The 16,585-nt window shown below is 39.8% G+C and carries 12 protein-coding genes and 1 tRNA gene; all 13 read left to right on the top strand.

Annotated elements, in window-relative coordinates; genetic code table 11:
• The first annotated feature begins 34 nt into the window (after positions 1–34).
• A complete protein-coding gene (locus ACWTVK_RS00810) occupies positions 35–2,779 on the top strand; it encodes an FtsK/SpoIIIE family DNA translocase (RefSeq protein ID WP_105085882.1) in 2,745 nt (914 codons plus the stop codon).
• Between the two features lie 48 nt (positions 2,780–2,827).
• On the top strand, positions 2,828–3,280 hold the full coding sequence (locus ACWTVK_RS00815; RefSeq protein ID WP_005386075.1) for a helix-turn-helix domain-containing protein: 453 nt from the start codon (positions 2,828–2,830) through the stop codon (positions 3,278–3,280).
• Between the two features lie 39 nt (positions 3,281–3,319).
• Entirely contained in the window at positions 3,320–5,281 is a 1,962-nt protein-coding gene (locus ACWTVK_RS00820; RefSeq protein ID WP_456045642.1) for a YgiQ family radical SAM protein, read from the top strand.
• A 62-nt stretch (positions 5,282–5,343) separates the two neighbouring features.
• Positions 5,344–6,381 (top strand): ABC transporter substrate-binding protein, encoded by a 1,038-nt coding sequence (locus tag ACWTVK_RS00825; RefSeq protein WP_303939438.1) that lies wholly within the window; start codon positions 5,344–5,346, stop codon positions 6,379–6,381.
• A gap of 66 nt (positions 6,382–6,447) precedes the next feature.
• Positions 6,448–7,794 (top strand): 30S ribosomal protein S12 methylthiotransferase RimO, encoded by a 1,347-nt coding sequence (gene rimO / locus ACWTVK_RS00830; RefSeq protein ID WP_456045643.1) that lies wholly within the window; start codon positions 6,448–6,450, stop codon positions 7,792–7,794.
• A 37-nt stretch (positions 7,795–7,831) separates the two neighbouring features.
• On the top strand, positions 7,832–9,079 hold the full coding sequence (locus ACWTVK_RS00835) for a competence/damage-inducible protein A (protein WP_456045644.1): 1,248 nt from the start codon (positions 7,832–7,834) through the stop codon (positions 9,077–9,079).
• A gap of 4 nt (positions 9,080–9,083) precedes the next feature.
• The gene (gene recA, locus ACWTVK_RS00840; RefSeq protein ID WP_105085877.1) at positions 9,084–10,124 is read left to right on the top strand and encodes a recombinase RecA; all 1,041 of its coding nucleotides are present in this window, start codon (positions 9,084–9,086) and stop codon (positions 10,122–10,124) included.
• 2 nt (positions 10,125–10,126) lie between these two features.
• Positions 10,127–10,570: a regulatory protein RecX gene (locus tag ACWTVK_RS00845; protein ID WP_456045645.1), complete on the top strand. Its 444-nt coding sequence runs from the start codon at positions 10,127–10,129 to the stop codon at positions 10,568–10,570.
• A 213-nt stretch (positions 10,571–10,783) separates the two neighbouring features.
• The gene (rny, locus tag ACWTVK_RS00850) at positions 10,784–12,289 is read left to right on the top strand and encodes a ribonuclease Y (protein WP_005386089.1); all 1,506 of its coding nucleotides are present in this window, start codon (positions 10,784–10,786) and stop codon (positions 12,287–12,289) included.
• 251 nt (positions 12,290–12,540) lie between these two features.
• Positions 12,541–14,313 carry a DNA primase gene (gene dnaG / locus ACWTVK_RS00855; RefSeq protein WP_456045646.1) on the top strand — a complete coding sequence of 591 codons (1,773 nt, stop codon included), beginning with the start codon at positions 12,541–12,543 and terminating at the stop codon, positions 14,311–14,313.
• Between the two features lie 23 nt (positions 14,314–14,336).
• The gene (gene rpoD / locus ACWTVK_RS00860; protein ID WP_456045647.1) at positions 14,337–15,500 is read left to right on the top strand and encodes an RNA polymerase sigma factor RpoD; all 1,164 of its coding nucleotides are present in this window, start codon (positions 14,337–14,339) and stop codon (positions 15,498–15,500) included.
• A 201-nt stretch (positions 15,501–15,701) separates the two neighbouring features.
• Positions 15,702–15,776 (top strand) — tRNA-Ile (locus ACWTVK_RS00865).
• A 69-nt stretch (positions 15,777–15,845) separates the two neighbouring features.
• The gene (locus tag ACWTVK_RS00870; RefSeq protein WP_456045649.1) at positions 15,846–16,583 is read left to right on the top strand and encodes a tRNA (adenine(22)-N(1))-methyltransferase; all 738 of its coding nucleotides are present in this window, start codon (positions 15,846–15,848) and stop codon (positions 16,581–16,583) included.
• Positions 16,584–16,585 lie beyond the last annotated feature (2 nt).

Below are 16,585 nucleotides of genomic sequence, written 5' to 3' on the forward strand. Positions count from 1 at the left end.
TAGTGTTATATAAGTAAGGGGTTTGTATAGATTTATGGCAGAAGAAAAAACTTCCACCAAAAAACGCAATACACGACGAAAGCGAACAAGTACAAAACAGCAAACTAAGTCTCAAGGGTTTTCCTTGCGCAGCGAAGTTAAAGGCTTAATTGTAATTGCCTTTGCAGTTATTTCCCTGCTCGGATTCTTTGGGTTTGAACTCGGTCTTGTAGGACAGATTTTAACAGGTATATTCCGTTATGGTTTTGGCCTAGGCGGTATTATTCCTTGCCTTGGTGTGTTCTGGATTGGCTGGCGATTATTGTATAAAGGAACATTTATTTCCCTTACTAAACGGGGCGTTGTAATGACTTTGTTCTTCCTGTTCTTGCTAGCTCTTGTTCCATTGTGGCGCGTTCCTGAGGGGCAGGAACTAATCACCACACAATTGGCTAATCAAGGCGGTGTTGTAGGTGGAGCTATCGCTACATTCCTTCGTACACTGTTAGGTGAGCTAGGGGCCATCATTTTAGATGTGTTCTTATTATTAGCCTTTGGTATTCTAATTACGCGTTTATCTTTGCGTAGTGGCTTGCAAAAGGCAGCGGATAAAACACAAGTAGGCTTAGATGTAGCTAAAGAAGTGGCTGCTGAGAAGGTGGCTGTAGCTAAAGAGGTCTTTGAAGATTGGAATGAACAACGTAAAGAAGCTGCAGAACAACGTAAAGCGTATAACAGGGAAAAGGATACACGCTTTGCTGATGCTGCAGACCAAGCGTTAGATACACTTGAAAAACGAGGTATCACTACTGACCGAGATAACTTTGAAACGAGTGCGGTTGTAGATAATGAACCTATGGTGGATACAGTAACGACTGTAGAATCTCCAAAGGCTCCTACATCTTGGAAAGAATTAGCTGAAATAGAAGCGCGCAACCGTGCAGCAGAACAATTGGCGAATATTTCTGAAGATGCTGGTGATGCGAAGTCTTATGATGCAGATGATTTTGATCAATTCTCTGATGCTAGTAGATCTACAGGTGATGACTATGTATATACTCCAGATGAGGATTATACATATACTCCAGACGAAGGATATACAGATGAATCTGAATCAGTAGAGAATAACCATGAGGAACAACCAGAGTTTACATATCAAAATACAACGATCGGCCCATTGGAAACTAATCACGCTGCCATAGCTTCTGCTGTACCTGGTACAGGTGCTGCAGCAAGTTCTGTAAGTGCTGGTGCCGGTATGTCTGGTATGAGTTTACAAGTACCATCTACTATTAGTACTACAGAAGATACAGCACAAGTAGCAGTATCTAAAGATGGTCAAATTCATCGTACCTATGATAGGCCGTATCATTTCCCAAGCCTTGATATTTTGGCGAAAGGGAAGGGGAGTCAAAGCAATGGTGAAGAAGTAGCGCAAAATGCAATGATGCTTGAAAATGTATTGAGTAACTTTGGTATTACTGCTAAGGTGGTTAATGCTACACAAGGTCCAACTGTTACACGCTACGAAATTGAACCTGCGCCTGGTGTAAAGGTTAGCCGTATCGTCAATTTAACTGATGATATTGCCTTAAACTTAGCGGCTCAACATATTCGGATGGAGGCTCCAATCCCTGGTAAATCCGCCATCGGTATCGAGGTTCCTAATAAGACAACAGAGGCCGTTCATTTGCGTGATGTTCTTGATTGTAGTGACTTCAAGGACGCTCGTGGGGGTATTCCGGTAGGTCTTGGCAAGGATATTGCAGGTAAGCCTGTTATTACTGACCTTGCGAAGATGCCTCACTTGCTCGTAGCAGGTACTACTGGTTCAGGTAAATCTGTATGTGTAAATACTTTGATTTCAAGTATTCTATTTAGTCGTAAACCAGAAGAGGTTAAGCTTTTATTAATCGACCCTAAGATGGTTGAATTGTCTATCTACAATGGCATTCCTCATTTGATGGCGCCAGTTGTAACAGATATGAAAAAAGCAGCCGCTGTATTGCGTTGGGCTGTTCGTGAGATGGAGGCTCGTTATAAAGCCTTTGCAGCATCTGGCAAACGCGATATTAAGAGTTATAACGAAGCGCACCCTAAGGCGGCTATGCCTTTGATTGTATTAATTATCGATGAGTTAGCTGACCTTATGATGACTGCTCCTGATGATATTGAAGAATCTATTAGTCGCTTAGCACAAATGGCGCGTGCTGCAGGTATTCACATGGTACTTGCTACGCAACGTCCTTCTGTCAACGTTATTACTGGTTCTATTAAGGCTAATGTGCCGAGCCGTATTTCCTTTGCAGTAGGTTCTCAAATTGACTCCCGTACTATTCTCGATATGGCGGGTGCTGAGAAATTGCTCGGTAAAGGGGATATGTTATTTGCTCCAATTGGTGCTAATAAACCAATTCGTGTACAAGGTGCGTTTATCTCTGATGATGAGGTAGAACATCTTGTGGAATTTGTAAAAGCTCAACGTGAACCAGAATATGACGATACTGTTACACAAGAGGCTGAAAAGGAAACCGAAAAAGAATCATCTGAAGAAAATGATATTTACCGCGATGAATTATTAGAACGTGCTGTTAATCTCGTTATGGAATCTGGTCAAGCTTCTGTGTCTATGTTACAGCGTCGATTCCGCATTGGATATACTCGTGCGGCTCGCCTTGTTGATACGATGGAAGATCTTAAAATTGTTGGTCCTAGTATGGGCAGTAAGGCTCGAGAAATTTTGATGAGCCCTGAACAAGCTAAGGCGCGATATTTCTCAGACTCCAATGATGAGCAATAATTAAATGATTACGATATGAGTATTATGTAGATTAAGAGAGGAACGAAAATGGCTGAATTAGGCGAAGAATTACGACGTGAACGAGTAAGACGTAATTTAACCTTTAAAGATGTGGAGCAAGTACTGCACATTAAAACAACCTATTTGGAAGCTATCGAAGATGGTAAGTATGACATCATTCCTGGTCAGGTCTACGTAAAAGGCTTTATTCGTAATTACGGTAATTATTTAGATCTTGATGGTGATCGTTTGGTAAAAGCCTACCAAAGTCAAGTAGGTGATATAGATACGTTTTCTTTGCGTTCTGTGACGCGTCAGAAGGCACAAGCTGCGCCAAATTTGGTGCAAAGTGAATTCGTTGAATACCAAACATCCAAAAAGCGTATGTCCTTAGAAACGCGTCAACGTAAACGTCAACGTTCTATCGTTCAGGAACGTATTATTTTAGGAATTATTTTATTCTGTATGGCATTATTTTTACTATGGTTATTCCTTTTCTAATAGTTGATTAGGAATGATAGAAAGGCATTTACTCAATCAATGGATAGATTTTTAGTAACAGAACCTTCGGATATGAAGAAACGTGGTTGGGCCGAATTAGATTTTGTCCTCATTAGTGGGGACGCCTATGTGGACCATCCTTCCTTTGCACCTGCAGTTATCGGCAGATACTTAGAATCCAAAGGGTATCGTGTAGGTATTATAGATCAACCAGATTGGAATGATGTAGAGGCTTTCAAAAAACTTGGTAAACCACGTCTAGCATCCCTTGTTACGGCAGGGAATCTAGATTCAATGCTCAATAAATTTACGGCGGCAAAGAAAATTCGTCGACAAGATGACTATTCTCCAGGTGGAGAAGCGGGCCATCGCCCAGATCGAGCTACCTTGGTATATGCGAATCGCATGAAGGAGGCTTACAGTGATGTGCCTCTTATTATCGGTGGCATAGAGGCGTCCTTACGCCGATTTGGTCATTATGATTATTGGTCAGATACTGTGCGTCGTTCTATTTTAGTTGATTCAAAGGCGGATGTACTCATTTATGGTATGGGTGAATTTCAAATTGTAGAATTAGCTGATGCGTTAGATCAAGGTAGATTTAAAGAGTCCTTGCCATCTATTCGTGGTATTTGTTATATGGCCAAGGAAATCCCTACCATAGACTATGTTGAGTGTCCATCTTTTGAGGAAATTAAAGCGGATAAGATGGCTTTTGCCGATGCATTCCGTATGCAGTATGATGAACAAGACCCTTTCTATGGTCGTATAGTAGTACAAAAACATGGTGATAGATATCTTGTTCAAAACACACCTGCATTGCCACTTACGCAGGAGGAAATGGATGGCGTATATAACTTGCCGTATACTCGCAAGTGGCATCCTAAATATGATGATAAGGGTGGTGTACCAGCATTAAGCGAAGTACAGTTTAGCCTTGTAAGTCAACGTGGCTGCTTTGGTAGCTGTTCATTCTGTGCAATAACAAATCATCAAGGTCGTATCATTCAAAATCGTAGTCATGAGTCTTTACTTGATGAAGCTCAAACTATGATTAATATGGATAACTTTAAGGGCTATATCCATGATGTTGGTGGACCTACGGCGAACTTCCGTCATTTAGCTTGTGACAAACAAGCTGTATATGGTGCTTGTAAAGGTCGTACTTGTGCGGCTCCAGAGCCTTGTGAAAATCTAAATACAAACCATGATGACTATATTGCTTTACTCCGTAAATTACGTAAGCTAAAAGGCGTAAAAAAAGTATTTGTTCGTTCTGGCTTGCGTTATGACTATGTTCTAGCGGATAACAATAAAGATTTTGTCCGCGAGCTTTGTGAATTTCATGTAAGTGGACAACTAAAAGTAGCGCCAGAACATGTTTCTAAACGCGTTACCAATATGATGGGCAAAGCTGGTAAGGAAGAGTTCCTCACCTTCAAATCTTGGTTTGAGGAGGCCAATAAAAAGCTTGGTAAGAAGCAATATTTAGTACCATATTTTATGAGCTCTCATCCAGGTTGTGCCTTGGAAGATGCTATTGAATTAGCCGAGTTCTTACGTGATCAACATATGTATCCAGAACAAGTGCAAGACTTTATTCCTACGCCAGGAAGCTTATCGACATGCATGTACTATACGGGCATTAACCCACTGGATGGAAAACCTGTATATGTTGCCAAAAAAGGTAGAGATAAAGCTAAGCAGCGGGCTTTAATGCAATATAAAAATATTGAAAATTATGACCTTGTAAAAGAGGCGCTCATTGAGGCTAATCGACGTGACTTAATAGGGTTTGGACCTGAATGTTTGATTCCACCACGCCCAATTGGTCGGACTAATTGTACTAGTCAATCTAATGGTTCTCGTAATAGTGGGAAGAATAATGATCGTCGAAACGGACGTCAGTCTAGTGAGAGAAGTAATAAGGGTAGACCCTCTCGTAATGGCATGACCAAAAGTCGTCCATCTAATAGTAATCGAGGACGTGGTAGTCGTTAATAATGGAGAATAGCTTTGTCTATTCTGGTTTGGGAATACTTTATGTCTTATAGGAGGCATATATGAAACGGTGGATTGCTCCGGGCGTTTTAGCCCTATTTGTTATAGGAATGTTAACCTATGGTGTAAACTTTTACCATCAAGAACAGTTAGAACATGCAAAAGAACCTGTTCGTGGTGAGATTACAGTTTATACAGACTTGCCGAACAATATAACTACATTGCTTGCCGATCGATATGAAGAGGAGAAAAATGTAAAAGTTACAGTTATGCCTCTTACAGAAGAGCAAATGACCCAACGGTCGGCTTCAAATGTAGCTGATACATCTGGTGATCTGGTACTTACCTCTGAAGATAATCTCGTTGTAGGGGCAAATGTAGGGAAATATGCACCTATCGTTAATGAGAGAATTGATGAAGTACGTGATAATCTAAAAGATATAAATGGGTATTGGGTAGGTCTTTGGTATGATCCTATTGTATTTGTTCAAAATGACACCTTCTACAATGGGATAGGTAAATATATTACTACTTGGGATACATTGGGAAAACAAGGCGATTGGTCTATTGTGATGACCGATTTTGTAGCATCCCAAAATGCAGCTAATTTGTTATATAACATGGTGGAATATAGAGGCGAGCCTGAGGCACTGAACTATTTATATAGCTTAAAGCCACATATAATACAACATGCCAAGTTCTTGTCTACTCCAGTTCGCTTAACTGCATTAGGAGAGTCTAATATCGGCATTGGTAATTTGTCTGATGCGGCCCAATATACTCGTCATGGATATCCGATTAAGGTTATATACCCAACAGATGGAACATCTTATTATGTAACTGGCGCTGCTGTATTAAAAAATTCAAAGCATAAAGCAGATAGCGTTGAATTTATTAATTGGTTGTTATCTACAAAGACTGCAAAATATATGGTTGAAAATAATTTCACCTATATATTTACGAATCCAGAAATGGATGAGCCAAAAGACTCATTGGGGCACGAGTTAATTTTATGGCCTGTTAATGGTGGTTACACTATAGATGGTAAAAAGTTATTGTTAAATCACTGGGTTAGCCAAGTGCGTTTCCGCAAGGAGTAACTCAGTTATATAGATCCTATTACAGGAAGTAAATTGAGAAATAAACTAGTTATGAAAGGATATAGAATGGGTAAGAAATTAGGGTATGTTAGCCTAGGTTGTGCTAAAAACTTAGTAGATACAGAGGTAATGTTAGGCTTATTGAAAGATAATGGCTATACGATTACAGAGGACCTAAGCGAAGCAGATCTTATCGTTGTAAATACCTGTACTTTTATTGAGAAAGCCAAGGCTGAGTCTATTAATACTATTCTTGAGGTTGCTCAATATAAGGAAGATGGCCGTTGTAAGGGCCTTATTGTAGCAGGTTGCCTTAGCCAACAATATCAGGATGAATTATTCCAAGAAATTCCTGAAATTGATGCTTTAATTGGTACAGGTGCATGGGACCAAATTATGGTAGCCGTTGATGCTATTGAGCATGGCAATCGAAGTTGTATCATGGAAAATATTACAAATATTTATGATGAGCGTATGCCGCGTATTCAAACAACGCCTCGGTACAGTGCATATGTAAAAATTGCGGAAGGCTGTAACAATGGTTGTACCTTCTGTATTATTCCAAAAGTGCGTGGTGCATTCCGCAGTCGTACAATCGAGTCTATTAAGGCCGAAGTAGAACGATTGGCTGCATCCGGTGTTAAAGAGGTTGTTCTTATTGCTCAAGATACGACTAGCTATGGTATTGACCTCAATGATGGTAAACCATTGTTGACTACGTTGTTAAAAGAATTAACTACTGTGGAAGGCATCGAATGGATTCGTATGCTTTACTTATATCCAACATTCTTCTCTGATGAATTGTTAGATATTATCGTTAATGAGCCAAAACTTTGCAAATATGTAGATATTCCGTTGCAGCATGTTAATAACGATATTTTGAAGCAAATGAATCGTCGCGATGATCGTAGTGATATTGAGCGTTTGCTTAAGAAGATTAGAAATGCTCCTACACATATCACATTGCGTACATCTATTATCGTTGGTTTCCCTGGTGAAACAGACGAGCAATTTGAGGAACTTTGTGACTTTGTAAAAGAAATCAAATTCGATAATATGGGTGTGTTTACCTACTCTCAAGAGGAAGGTACTCCTGCAGGTGCTCGTGAAGACCAAGTCCCAGAAGAGATTAAAGAAGAACGTTACCACGTTCTTATGTCCATTCAAGCTGCGATCTCTGAAGAGAATAATCGCGACTTAGAAGGTACCATTGATTATGCGATGGTGGAAGAAATCGAAGAAGGCGATAATAATACATTGCTTGCAAAAGGTCGTTTAAAATCTCAAGCTCCTGATGTAGACGGCAATATGTACATCGAAGACTGCGGTGAAGATATTAAACCTGGTGACATTCTCAAGGTACAAGTAGAACAAGGCTTTGCTTACGATGTAGTAGCTACGGTTGCAGAATAAAACACAGCTCGATTCTTTCGATTGTGGAGGTGATCTGATGATTGTAGAACTTATTTCTACAGGCTCAGAATTATTGCTAGGTGATACAGTCAATACAAATGTATCTTGGCTAGCACAAGAGTTAAATAAATTAGGCTATACTATTGCTCATCAATCTGTAGTGGGGGATAATCCTAAGCGAATGGCAGAGGTCTTTCAATTAGCTAGCACTAGAGCGGACATCGTTATTAGTACTGGCGGATTAGGACCAACGCAAGGAGATATTACGCGTAATGTATTAGCCGATTCTATTGGACGACCTATTGTATTTAATCAAGAGGCTATGGATGAGGTTAAAAAATTCTTTGACCGTGTAAAACGTACCGTGCCAGATGCAAGTCGTCGAGAAGCTGAGTTGCCTGAAGGTGCAAACGTATTACATAATCCTGTAGGTGTAGCACCAGGTGTTGTCGTAGAAGATGGCGATACTACATATATACTTTTGCCGGGACCTCCTGGTGAGATGAAGGGGATGTTCCAAGAGAGCGTAGTACCTTATTTAGATAATCGCTTCGGTTCGCAAGGTGTTGTTACTTCTTATCGCTATGGTGTATATGATATTCGCGAAATTGATTTAGAAAATACCTTAATGGATCTCATTAAGAACCAATCGAATCCAACCATTGCGTTGCTCATTAAAAAGGGGTATATCGAGGTTCGTATCACCGCTAAGGCAGATACTTTAGAGGTAGCACAAAAGCTTCTCAATCCTTGGGATGCTATCATTCGAGAACGATTAGGCTCTCGTGTAGGCCGTGACTTGACTGTTTCTATGGAGGAAACACTTGGTCATGTATTGCTTGAAGAACATAGCACTATTAGTACTGCTGAATCCTGTACTTCTGGATTAGTTGGTAAGTTGTTGACTAATGTCAGCGGTAGTAGTGAATACTATATGGGTGGCGTCATTTCTTATAGCAATGATATAAAGCATCGGGTATTAGGGGTGCCTCAAGATATGCTCGATACGTATGGTGCCGTAAGTGAACAAGTCGCTAAGGCTATGGCGGAAGGGGCTAAATCTATTGGACAAACGACCTATGCCGTTTCTACGACGGGCATAGCCGGTCCTGGTGGTGGTAGTCCTGAAAAGCCAGTTGGTCTCGTGTGGTTTGGTGTTACTGGGCCTCATGGGACAGTAGCTCACAAGGCTAATTTAATTGGTAATCGCGAAGATATTCGTCAAAGTGCAGCAGAGCTAGCACTATATTATGTGTATACTTATATAACAGAAAAGGGGAAATAAAATAATGGCTGTAGATGGCAGACAAGCAGCGTTGGATAACGCGTTAAAACAAATTGAAAAAGACTTTGGTAAAGGCGCTATTATGCGTCTTGGTGAAGCGGCTGATCGCATGAACGTAGAGGTTATCTCCTCCGGTTCTCTTGCTATCGATATCGCTGTTGGTGTAGGTGGTTTCCCTCGTGGTCGTGTTATTGAAATCTACGGCCCAGAATCCTCTGGTAAAACAACAGTAGCACTTCACGCTGTAGCAGAAGCACAAAAACAAGGTGGTATTGCGGCTTTTATTGATGCGGAACATGCGATGGATCCAGTATATGCGCGTAACTTGGGCGTAGATATTAATAACTTATTGATTTCTCAACCAGATAATGGTGAGCAAGCTCTTGAAATTACGGAAGCTCTTGTTCGCAGTGGCGCTGTAGATATCGTCGTAGTTGACTCCGTTGCCGCTTTAGTTCCTAAAGCTGAAATCGAAGGCGAAATGGGCGATGCTCATGTAGGTTTACAAGCTCGTTTGATGAGTAAAGCATTGCGTAAATTAACTGGTATTATCAGCAAGTCTAAAACTGTTGTTATTTTTATCAACCAATTGCGTGAAAAAGTAGGCGTAATGTTTGGTAACCCTGAAACTACAACAGGTGGTCGTGCATTGAAATTCTATTCTTCTGTACGCCTTGATGTTCGTAAGGGTGAACTTATTAAAGCTAACAACGAAAATGTTGGTGCTCGCACTAAAGTTAAAGTAGTTAAAAACAAAGTAGCACCTCCGTTCAAAACAGCAGAATTTGACTTGATGTATGGTGAAGGTATTTCTAAAGCAGGTACTCTTATCGATATCGGTACAAATATGGAAATCATCAATAAATCTGGTGCATGGTATTCCTACAATGGGGAACGTATGGGCCAAGGTAAAGAGGCGGCAAAACAATACTTACTCGACAATCCACAAATCGCTGATGAGATTGATCGTATTATTCGCGATACATTAGCGGTTGGTACAGAAGAAATCGATGTAATCGGTGAAGAAGTAGCTGAAGAAGTATAATCATGAGTGAAGAAACGATGCAAGCTGCTATGGATCAAGCGTATCGCTTCCTAGCTCAACGATTTCTTAGTTCCTATGAACTGACACAAAAAATGAGACGTAAACAAATCGAGGACCCAATCATTGCGCGGGTCCTCGAACGTCTTAGAGACTATGATTATATCAATGATGAGCGCCTGTCTGAACAAGTATTAGACTATTTGATGAAAGAACAAAAATACGGTGCCTACATGATTAAGCAAAAGATGAAACTTAGAGGTCTTACGGTGCCTCCGGAAATCTCTGATTATGATGAAGTGAAAGCTGCTTATCGTGTAGTGGAGAAAAAATTTGGTTCCATTCTCAATGAGGACTGCACTCCTCGTGTAAAAGTCTTTAATTTTCTCAAATATAGAGGGTTTTCAACGAGTACTATCCAAGTTGTGTGCAATGATTTTTATGAATAGATAGTACTTTTTCTGAGGCCTTACCAGGCTTGTAAAATCTTGACAGAAAGGGCTTTCAAGTCTAAAATTAATAATAGCCTTATTTATTTATATGATGATATGGCTAAATGATAATTTAATGCATGAAGGGCATAAAAGGAGCATGAAAGCTCAATTTTGAGAATTTAAGAGGAGGTGAGACTGATTTTAGAGTATAGTCTAATTGCAGTGGTAATGGTACTGATTGGACTAGGGGTAGGCTATTTTTTACGAAAAAATATTGCTGAAGGAAAACTGAATCAAGCTGAACAAGAGGCTGCACGCATCATCGCAAATGGTGAGCGCACAGCTGAGTCTAAAAAGAAAGAAGCTTTATTAGAAGCGAAAGAAGAAATTCATAAGCTCCGTTCTGATGTAGAACGAGAAAATAAAGATCGCCGTTCTGAACTTCAACGTATGGAACGTCGTATTCTTCAAAAAGAAGAATCTTTGGATAAAAAATTAGACAATATTGAACACAAAGAGGAAGCTTTACATCGCAAAGAAGCTGACTTAGCCCAAAGCCGTGAAAAAATTGAAGCTTTGTATGAAAAACAAATGGCAGAGTTAGAACGTATTTCTGGCATGACATTTGAAGAAGCTAAGAATATCTTGTTAACAAATGTAGAACAAGAAATTCGTCATGAAACGGCAATTATGGTTAAGGAAATGGAGCAGCAAGCTAAGGATGATGCGGAGAAAAAAGCAAAAGAAATTATCTCCTCTGCAATCCAACGTTGCGCAGCTGACCATGTGGCGGAGACTACCGTATCCGTAGTGGCATTGCCTAATGATGAAATGAAAGGCCGCATTATTGGTCGTGAGGGCCGTAATATTCGCGCACTCGAAACATTAACAGGTATTGACTTGATTATCGATGACACACCAGAAGCAGTTATTCTTTCTGGCTTCGATCCAATTCGTCGTGAAGTGGCTCGTATTGCTTTAGAAAAATTGATTGTAGATGGTCGTATTCATCCAGCTCGTATTGAAGAAATGGTTGGTAAAGCTCGTAAAGAGGTTGACCAAACTATTAAAGAAGCTGGTGAACAAGCAACATTTGAAGCTGATGTTCATGGCTTACATCCTGAAATTGTTAAAATTTTAGGTCGTTTGAAATATCGTACTAGTTACGGTCAAAACGTTTTGAAACATTCTATTGAAGTATCTCATTTAGCAGGTTTAATGGCAGCTGAACTAGGCTGTGATGTAACATTGGCTAAACGAGGTGGTTTGATTCATGATATTGGTAAAGCATTAGACCGTGAACTTGAAGGTTCTCATGTTCAAATCGGTGTTGATGTGGCTCGTAAATATCGTGAAAGCGCAGCAGTAATTAACTGCATTGGCGCTCATCATGGTGATGAAGAGTTCCAATCTGTAGAAGCTGTATTAGTAGCAGCTGCTGATGCTATCTCTGCGGCTCGTCCAGGAGCACGTCGAGAAACATTAGAAAACTACTTAAAACGTTTATCTAAATTGGAAGAAATCGCTGAATCCTTCGAAGGCGTTGAAAAATGCTTTGCTATTCAAGCAGGTCGTGAGATTCGCGTTGTAGTAAAACCGGATAAGATTGATGAAGCTGAGTCTACATTACTTGTTCGGAATATCGTAAAACGCATCGAGTCTGAACTCGAATATCCAGGCCAAATTAAGGTCGTAATTATTCGTGAAACTCGCGTTGTGGATTACGCAAAATAATATGCTATAAGTGATAAGTATAGGCTGCAATGATTTCATTGCAGCCTATTATTATCAAATTTCATTTGCATATAATTTAAAGATACGGAGTATAGGAATCCTTATGTATTGATCTTTAATAGATAAGGATTCCTATGATTCGTATCGGTTGTTAAACCGGTTGACTCGATAATTGATTAAATTACTTTACAAATAGAGGATTTTTTATTTATATATCGAATTAATATATATAAGGGAAGGAGGCGTTGGCTATGAGCAGATATTTTGAAAATGAATTGATTGAGCAAATCAAAGATGCAAATGATATTGTATCTGTAATATCCGAGCATGTAGCTTTAAAGAAACGGGGCAAGAACTATTGGGGTTGTTGTCCATTTCATAATGAAAAGACGCCGTCCTTTAGTGTTGCCCCTGAAAAGGGCTTTTATTATTGTTTTGGCTGTCATGCATCGGGGAATGTCATTAAATTCCTCATGGAACTAGAGCATTTAAGCTTTGTAGAGGTTCTAGAGCGGCTTGCTAATCGCGCTAATATTCCCTTGCCAGAGGCAAAACTATCACCAGAACAACGAGCTCGAGATGAACGACGAAAAAAACTATATGAAGCTTCAGAATTAGCGGCTACATTTTTCCATAACTGCCTTACTCAAACATCGATGGGTAAGGTGGGCCTTGATTACTTAAAAAAACGGGGCCTTACAAAAGATACGATTGAAAAATTCAAATTAGGCTTTGCTCCAGATGGTTGGGATAAGTTGTATCGCGCCTTTCACGAACGTGGTATTGATGATTCTATTCTTTTGGAGTTGAATCTGGTCCGTAAAAACCAAAAGGGTCAGTTTTACGATTTCTTTAGAAACCGAATTATGTTTCCTATTATGGATGGTAAAGGTCGTGTAGTTGCCTTTGGTGGTCGTGTTATGGATGACAGCACGCCAAAATATTTAAACTCACCAGAATCAGCCATCTTTGAAAAGGGAAAACTATTATTTGCCTTTGATAAGGCTTATAAATCTATTCGTCAAGAGCGACAGGCTATCCTTGTGGAAGGGTATATGGACGTTATATCTGCTCATAACCATGGTGTTACTAATGTAGTAGCATCCTTGGGGACGGCTTATACACGAGATCATGGTCATATCTTAATGAGACAGGCTGATGAAATTGTGTTGGCCTATGATATGGATGGAGCAGGTCGTCAAGCAGCAGCTAGGGCTATAGAATTATTACAAAATACGGACTTTAAGGTGCGTGTTCTGGCTATGCCAGATGGTAAGGATCCAGATGATTATGTACGTAATCATGGAGGACAAGCATTTAAAGATTTAGTGGCTAAAGCGGTTAAGCCTCTTGATTATTTATTAAGTGAGTCCTTAATTAAACACGACACAAATGATACGGAAGGGAAGCAAGCTGTAATGGCTGATGTATTCCCATATATTGCTAATATAGATAGTCAAACACAACGAGATGACGCATTAAAAACATTGGCACTGCCACTATGGCTTGATAATAGTAGCATATTTAGATACTTCCGAGATTATGTGAAAAAAGGACAAATTGAATTGGTTGATACTGCATCAGCACCTTTGCCGACACAGGATTTACCTAAGGGGGATGCGGAAAAATTATTGTCCTTAGCTTTCACTGATGGGGAAATATTATCTCATATGATGAGTTATTTGCCGATAGAAGACTTTCAAAAAAGTGAATATCGAGGTATAATAGAAAAGATATTCACCTTATTTAAACAAGAAGGTCGTCTAGATGATACTGCCATTCAATCTATTTTATCCCCATCGGAGTATGATATTTACTCTAGATTGGTTGTTATGAGTGACGATGAATATAAGGTACAAGTGCCTGGATTAATCCGCAAGATAAGGCTTCATTCATTGCGTGAACAGTATAAAGCGCATTCAATTATGGCGGATCAATTAAAACGGGCAGGAGATTCGACATTTATTAGCGAATTACATAAGTGTCAGGAAATACAGAACTTAATTAGAGAATGGTCTAAGTAATATGATGTAAGAAGGAGAGCGCTGTGGCTAAGAAAGTACAAAAAAGTCAAATAGAGGAGATTGTAGAACAACTTCTTGAAAAAGGCCGAAAAACCGGCGTGTTGACACAATCAGAGATTTCAGATGCTCTTCATGAGCAGACTGAACTTACTGCGGAACAATTAGACGATATTTATACTACATTTGGTAAATTAAATATTGAAGTAGTGGCTGATATCGACAGTGAGGATGCGGACGCTCATCCAATAGAACCAGAAGAAGAGGATGAAGAAGATACTTCTAATGAAAAGAATATCTCCATCGATTTAAGTGTAGACTCTGGTGTTAACATTGATGATCCTGTACGTATGTACCTCAAGGAAATTGGTCGTGTCCCATTGCTTTCTGCAGATGAAGAAATCGTTTTAGCAAAGCAAATTGAGGCTGGCGCAGCAGAAGATGCTACATATAAAGATATTCAACTTGCCAAAAAGGCTAAGAAAAAATTGGTAGATGCGAACTTGCGTCTAGTTGTAAGTATTGCAAAACGTTATGTAGGTCGCGGCATGTTATTCTTGGATTTGATTCAAGAAGGTAACTTGGGCCTTATTAAAGCTGTAGATAAGTTCGATTATACAAAGGGTTATAAATTCTCCACATATGCTACATGGTGGATTCGTCAAGCTATTACTCGTGCTATTGCGGACCAAGCTCGTACGATTCGTATTCCTGTACATATGGTAGAAACAATCAATAAATTGATTCGTATTTCCCGACAATTATTGCAAGATAAAGGACGTGAACCATTACCTGAAGAAATTGCAGAAGGTATGGGTATTACGGTAGAGCGCGTGCGTGAAATTCAAAAAATCGCACAAGAGCCAGTATCGTTGGAAACTCCAATTGGTGAAGAGGAAGACTCTCACTTGGGAGACTTTATTGAAGACCAAGATGCTATTGCTCCAGACGATGCAGCTAGCTACATCTTATTACAAGAACAAATTGAAGATGTATTTACATGCTTAACTGACCGTGAGCAACAAGTATTGATCTTGCGCTTTGGTTTGAAGGACGGTAAACCTCGTACATTGGAAGAAGTAGGTCAACATTTCAATGTAACTCGTGAACGTATTCGTCAAATAGAAGGCAAAGCGCTCACTAAATTGCGCAATCGTGGTAAACGCGATAAAATCAAAGATTTCTTATAAGATAAAGAAACTCGTAAGGGTTGTAATGCAGTGTTCTCTAGCACTGTGTTACAGCCCTTTTGTGTTATATTACTGTCTATGCCCGTTCTCTACTGCAGAAAATATGGCAAAATATAGCTCATGAAACAGTCATAGAAATACGGTGTGCCTTGACTTAGTACTAGCCTATTCGGTATAATTAATGAGCTAGAAACTAACTGTGGGCCTATAGCTCAGGGGTAGAGCAACCGGCTCATAACCGGTCGGTCCCTGGTTCGATCCCAGGTGGGCCCACCAATTATGTTGATATCTACCGTCCTTGAGGATTCAAGGGCGGTTATTTTTATATACGATAATAGAGGAATTATGGAACCTAGACCTATGATGGATCGCTTAGAGGCGGTGTTTTCAATTGTACCAAAAGCTCATGCTATAGCTGATATTGGTACTGATCATGGATATTTAGCAGTAGAACTTATCAACCGTAATCGTGCTGAATTTGTTATTGCTGGCGACGTGCATAAAGGACCTTTAGAATCTGCAAAAGAATATGTTCAATCTTGTGGATTAACTTCTAAAGTAGATTGTCGATTAGGGGATGGTCTAAAGGTAACAGAGAAGGGCGAATTAAATGGTGCCATTTGCTGTGGTATGGGTGGATACCTCATGCGCGATATTGTAGACGCTGGTCCAGAGTCTTTAGAGTTCTACGTATTACAACCACAGAATGGACAAAAAGAATTACGTCAATATATGGTACAAAAGGGCTATGTTATCGTCCTTGAAATCATCGTTGAAGATGCAGGAAAGTTATACACTGCATTTTTAGCAGTGCGTAATGATCGCGTAGAAGCGTATACGGGCATGACTGAATACGTAGATGTTTATCAATCATTACCAGAGGATTCATTATTATGGTCTGTAGGTGCTCTTTTAGAACAGGAACGACCATCACTTTGGCCGAAATATATTGAGTACTTAATATATCAACGGCAATGTGCACTAGACGGTATGACTGAGCAATTGAGCCATACAGATAAATATAAGGATTTAGAGCGTGAAGTAGAATTTCTGCACGGACTTTTAGAAGATAGAAAGAAGTGAGC

This window comes from Veillonella sp. Ser01 (assembly GCF_053850375.1).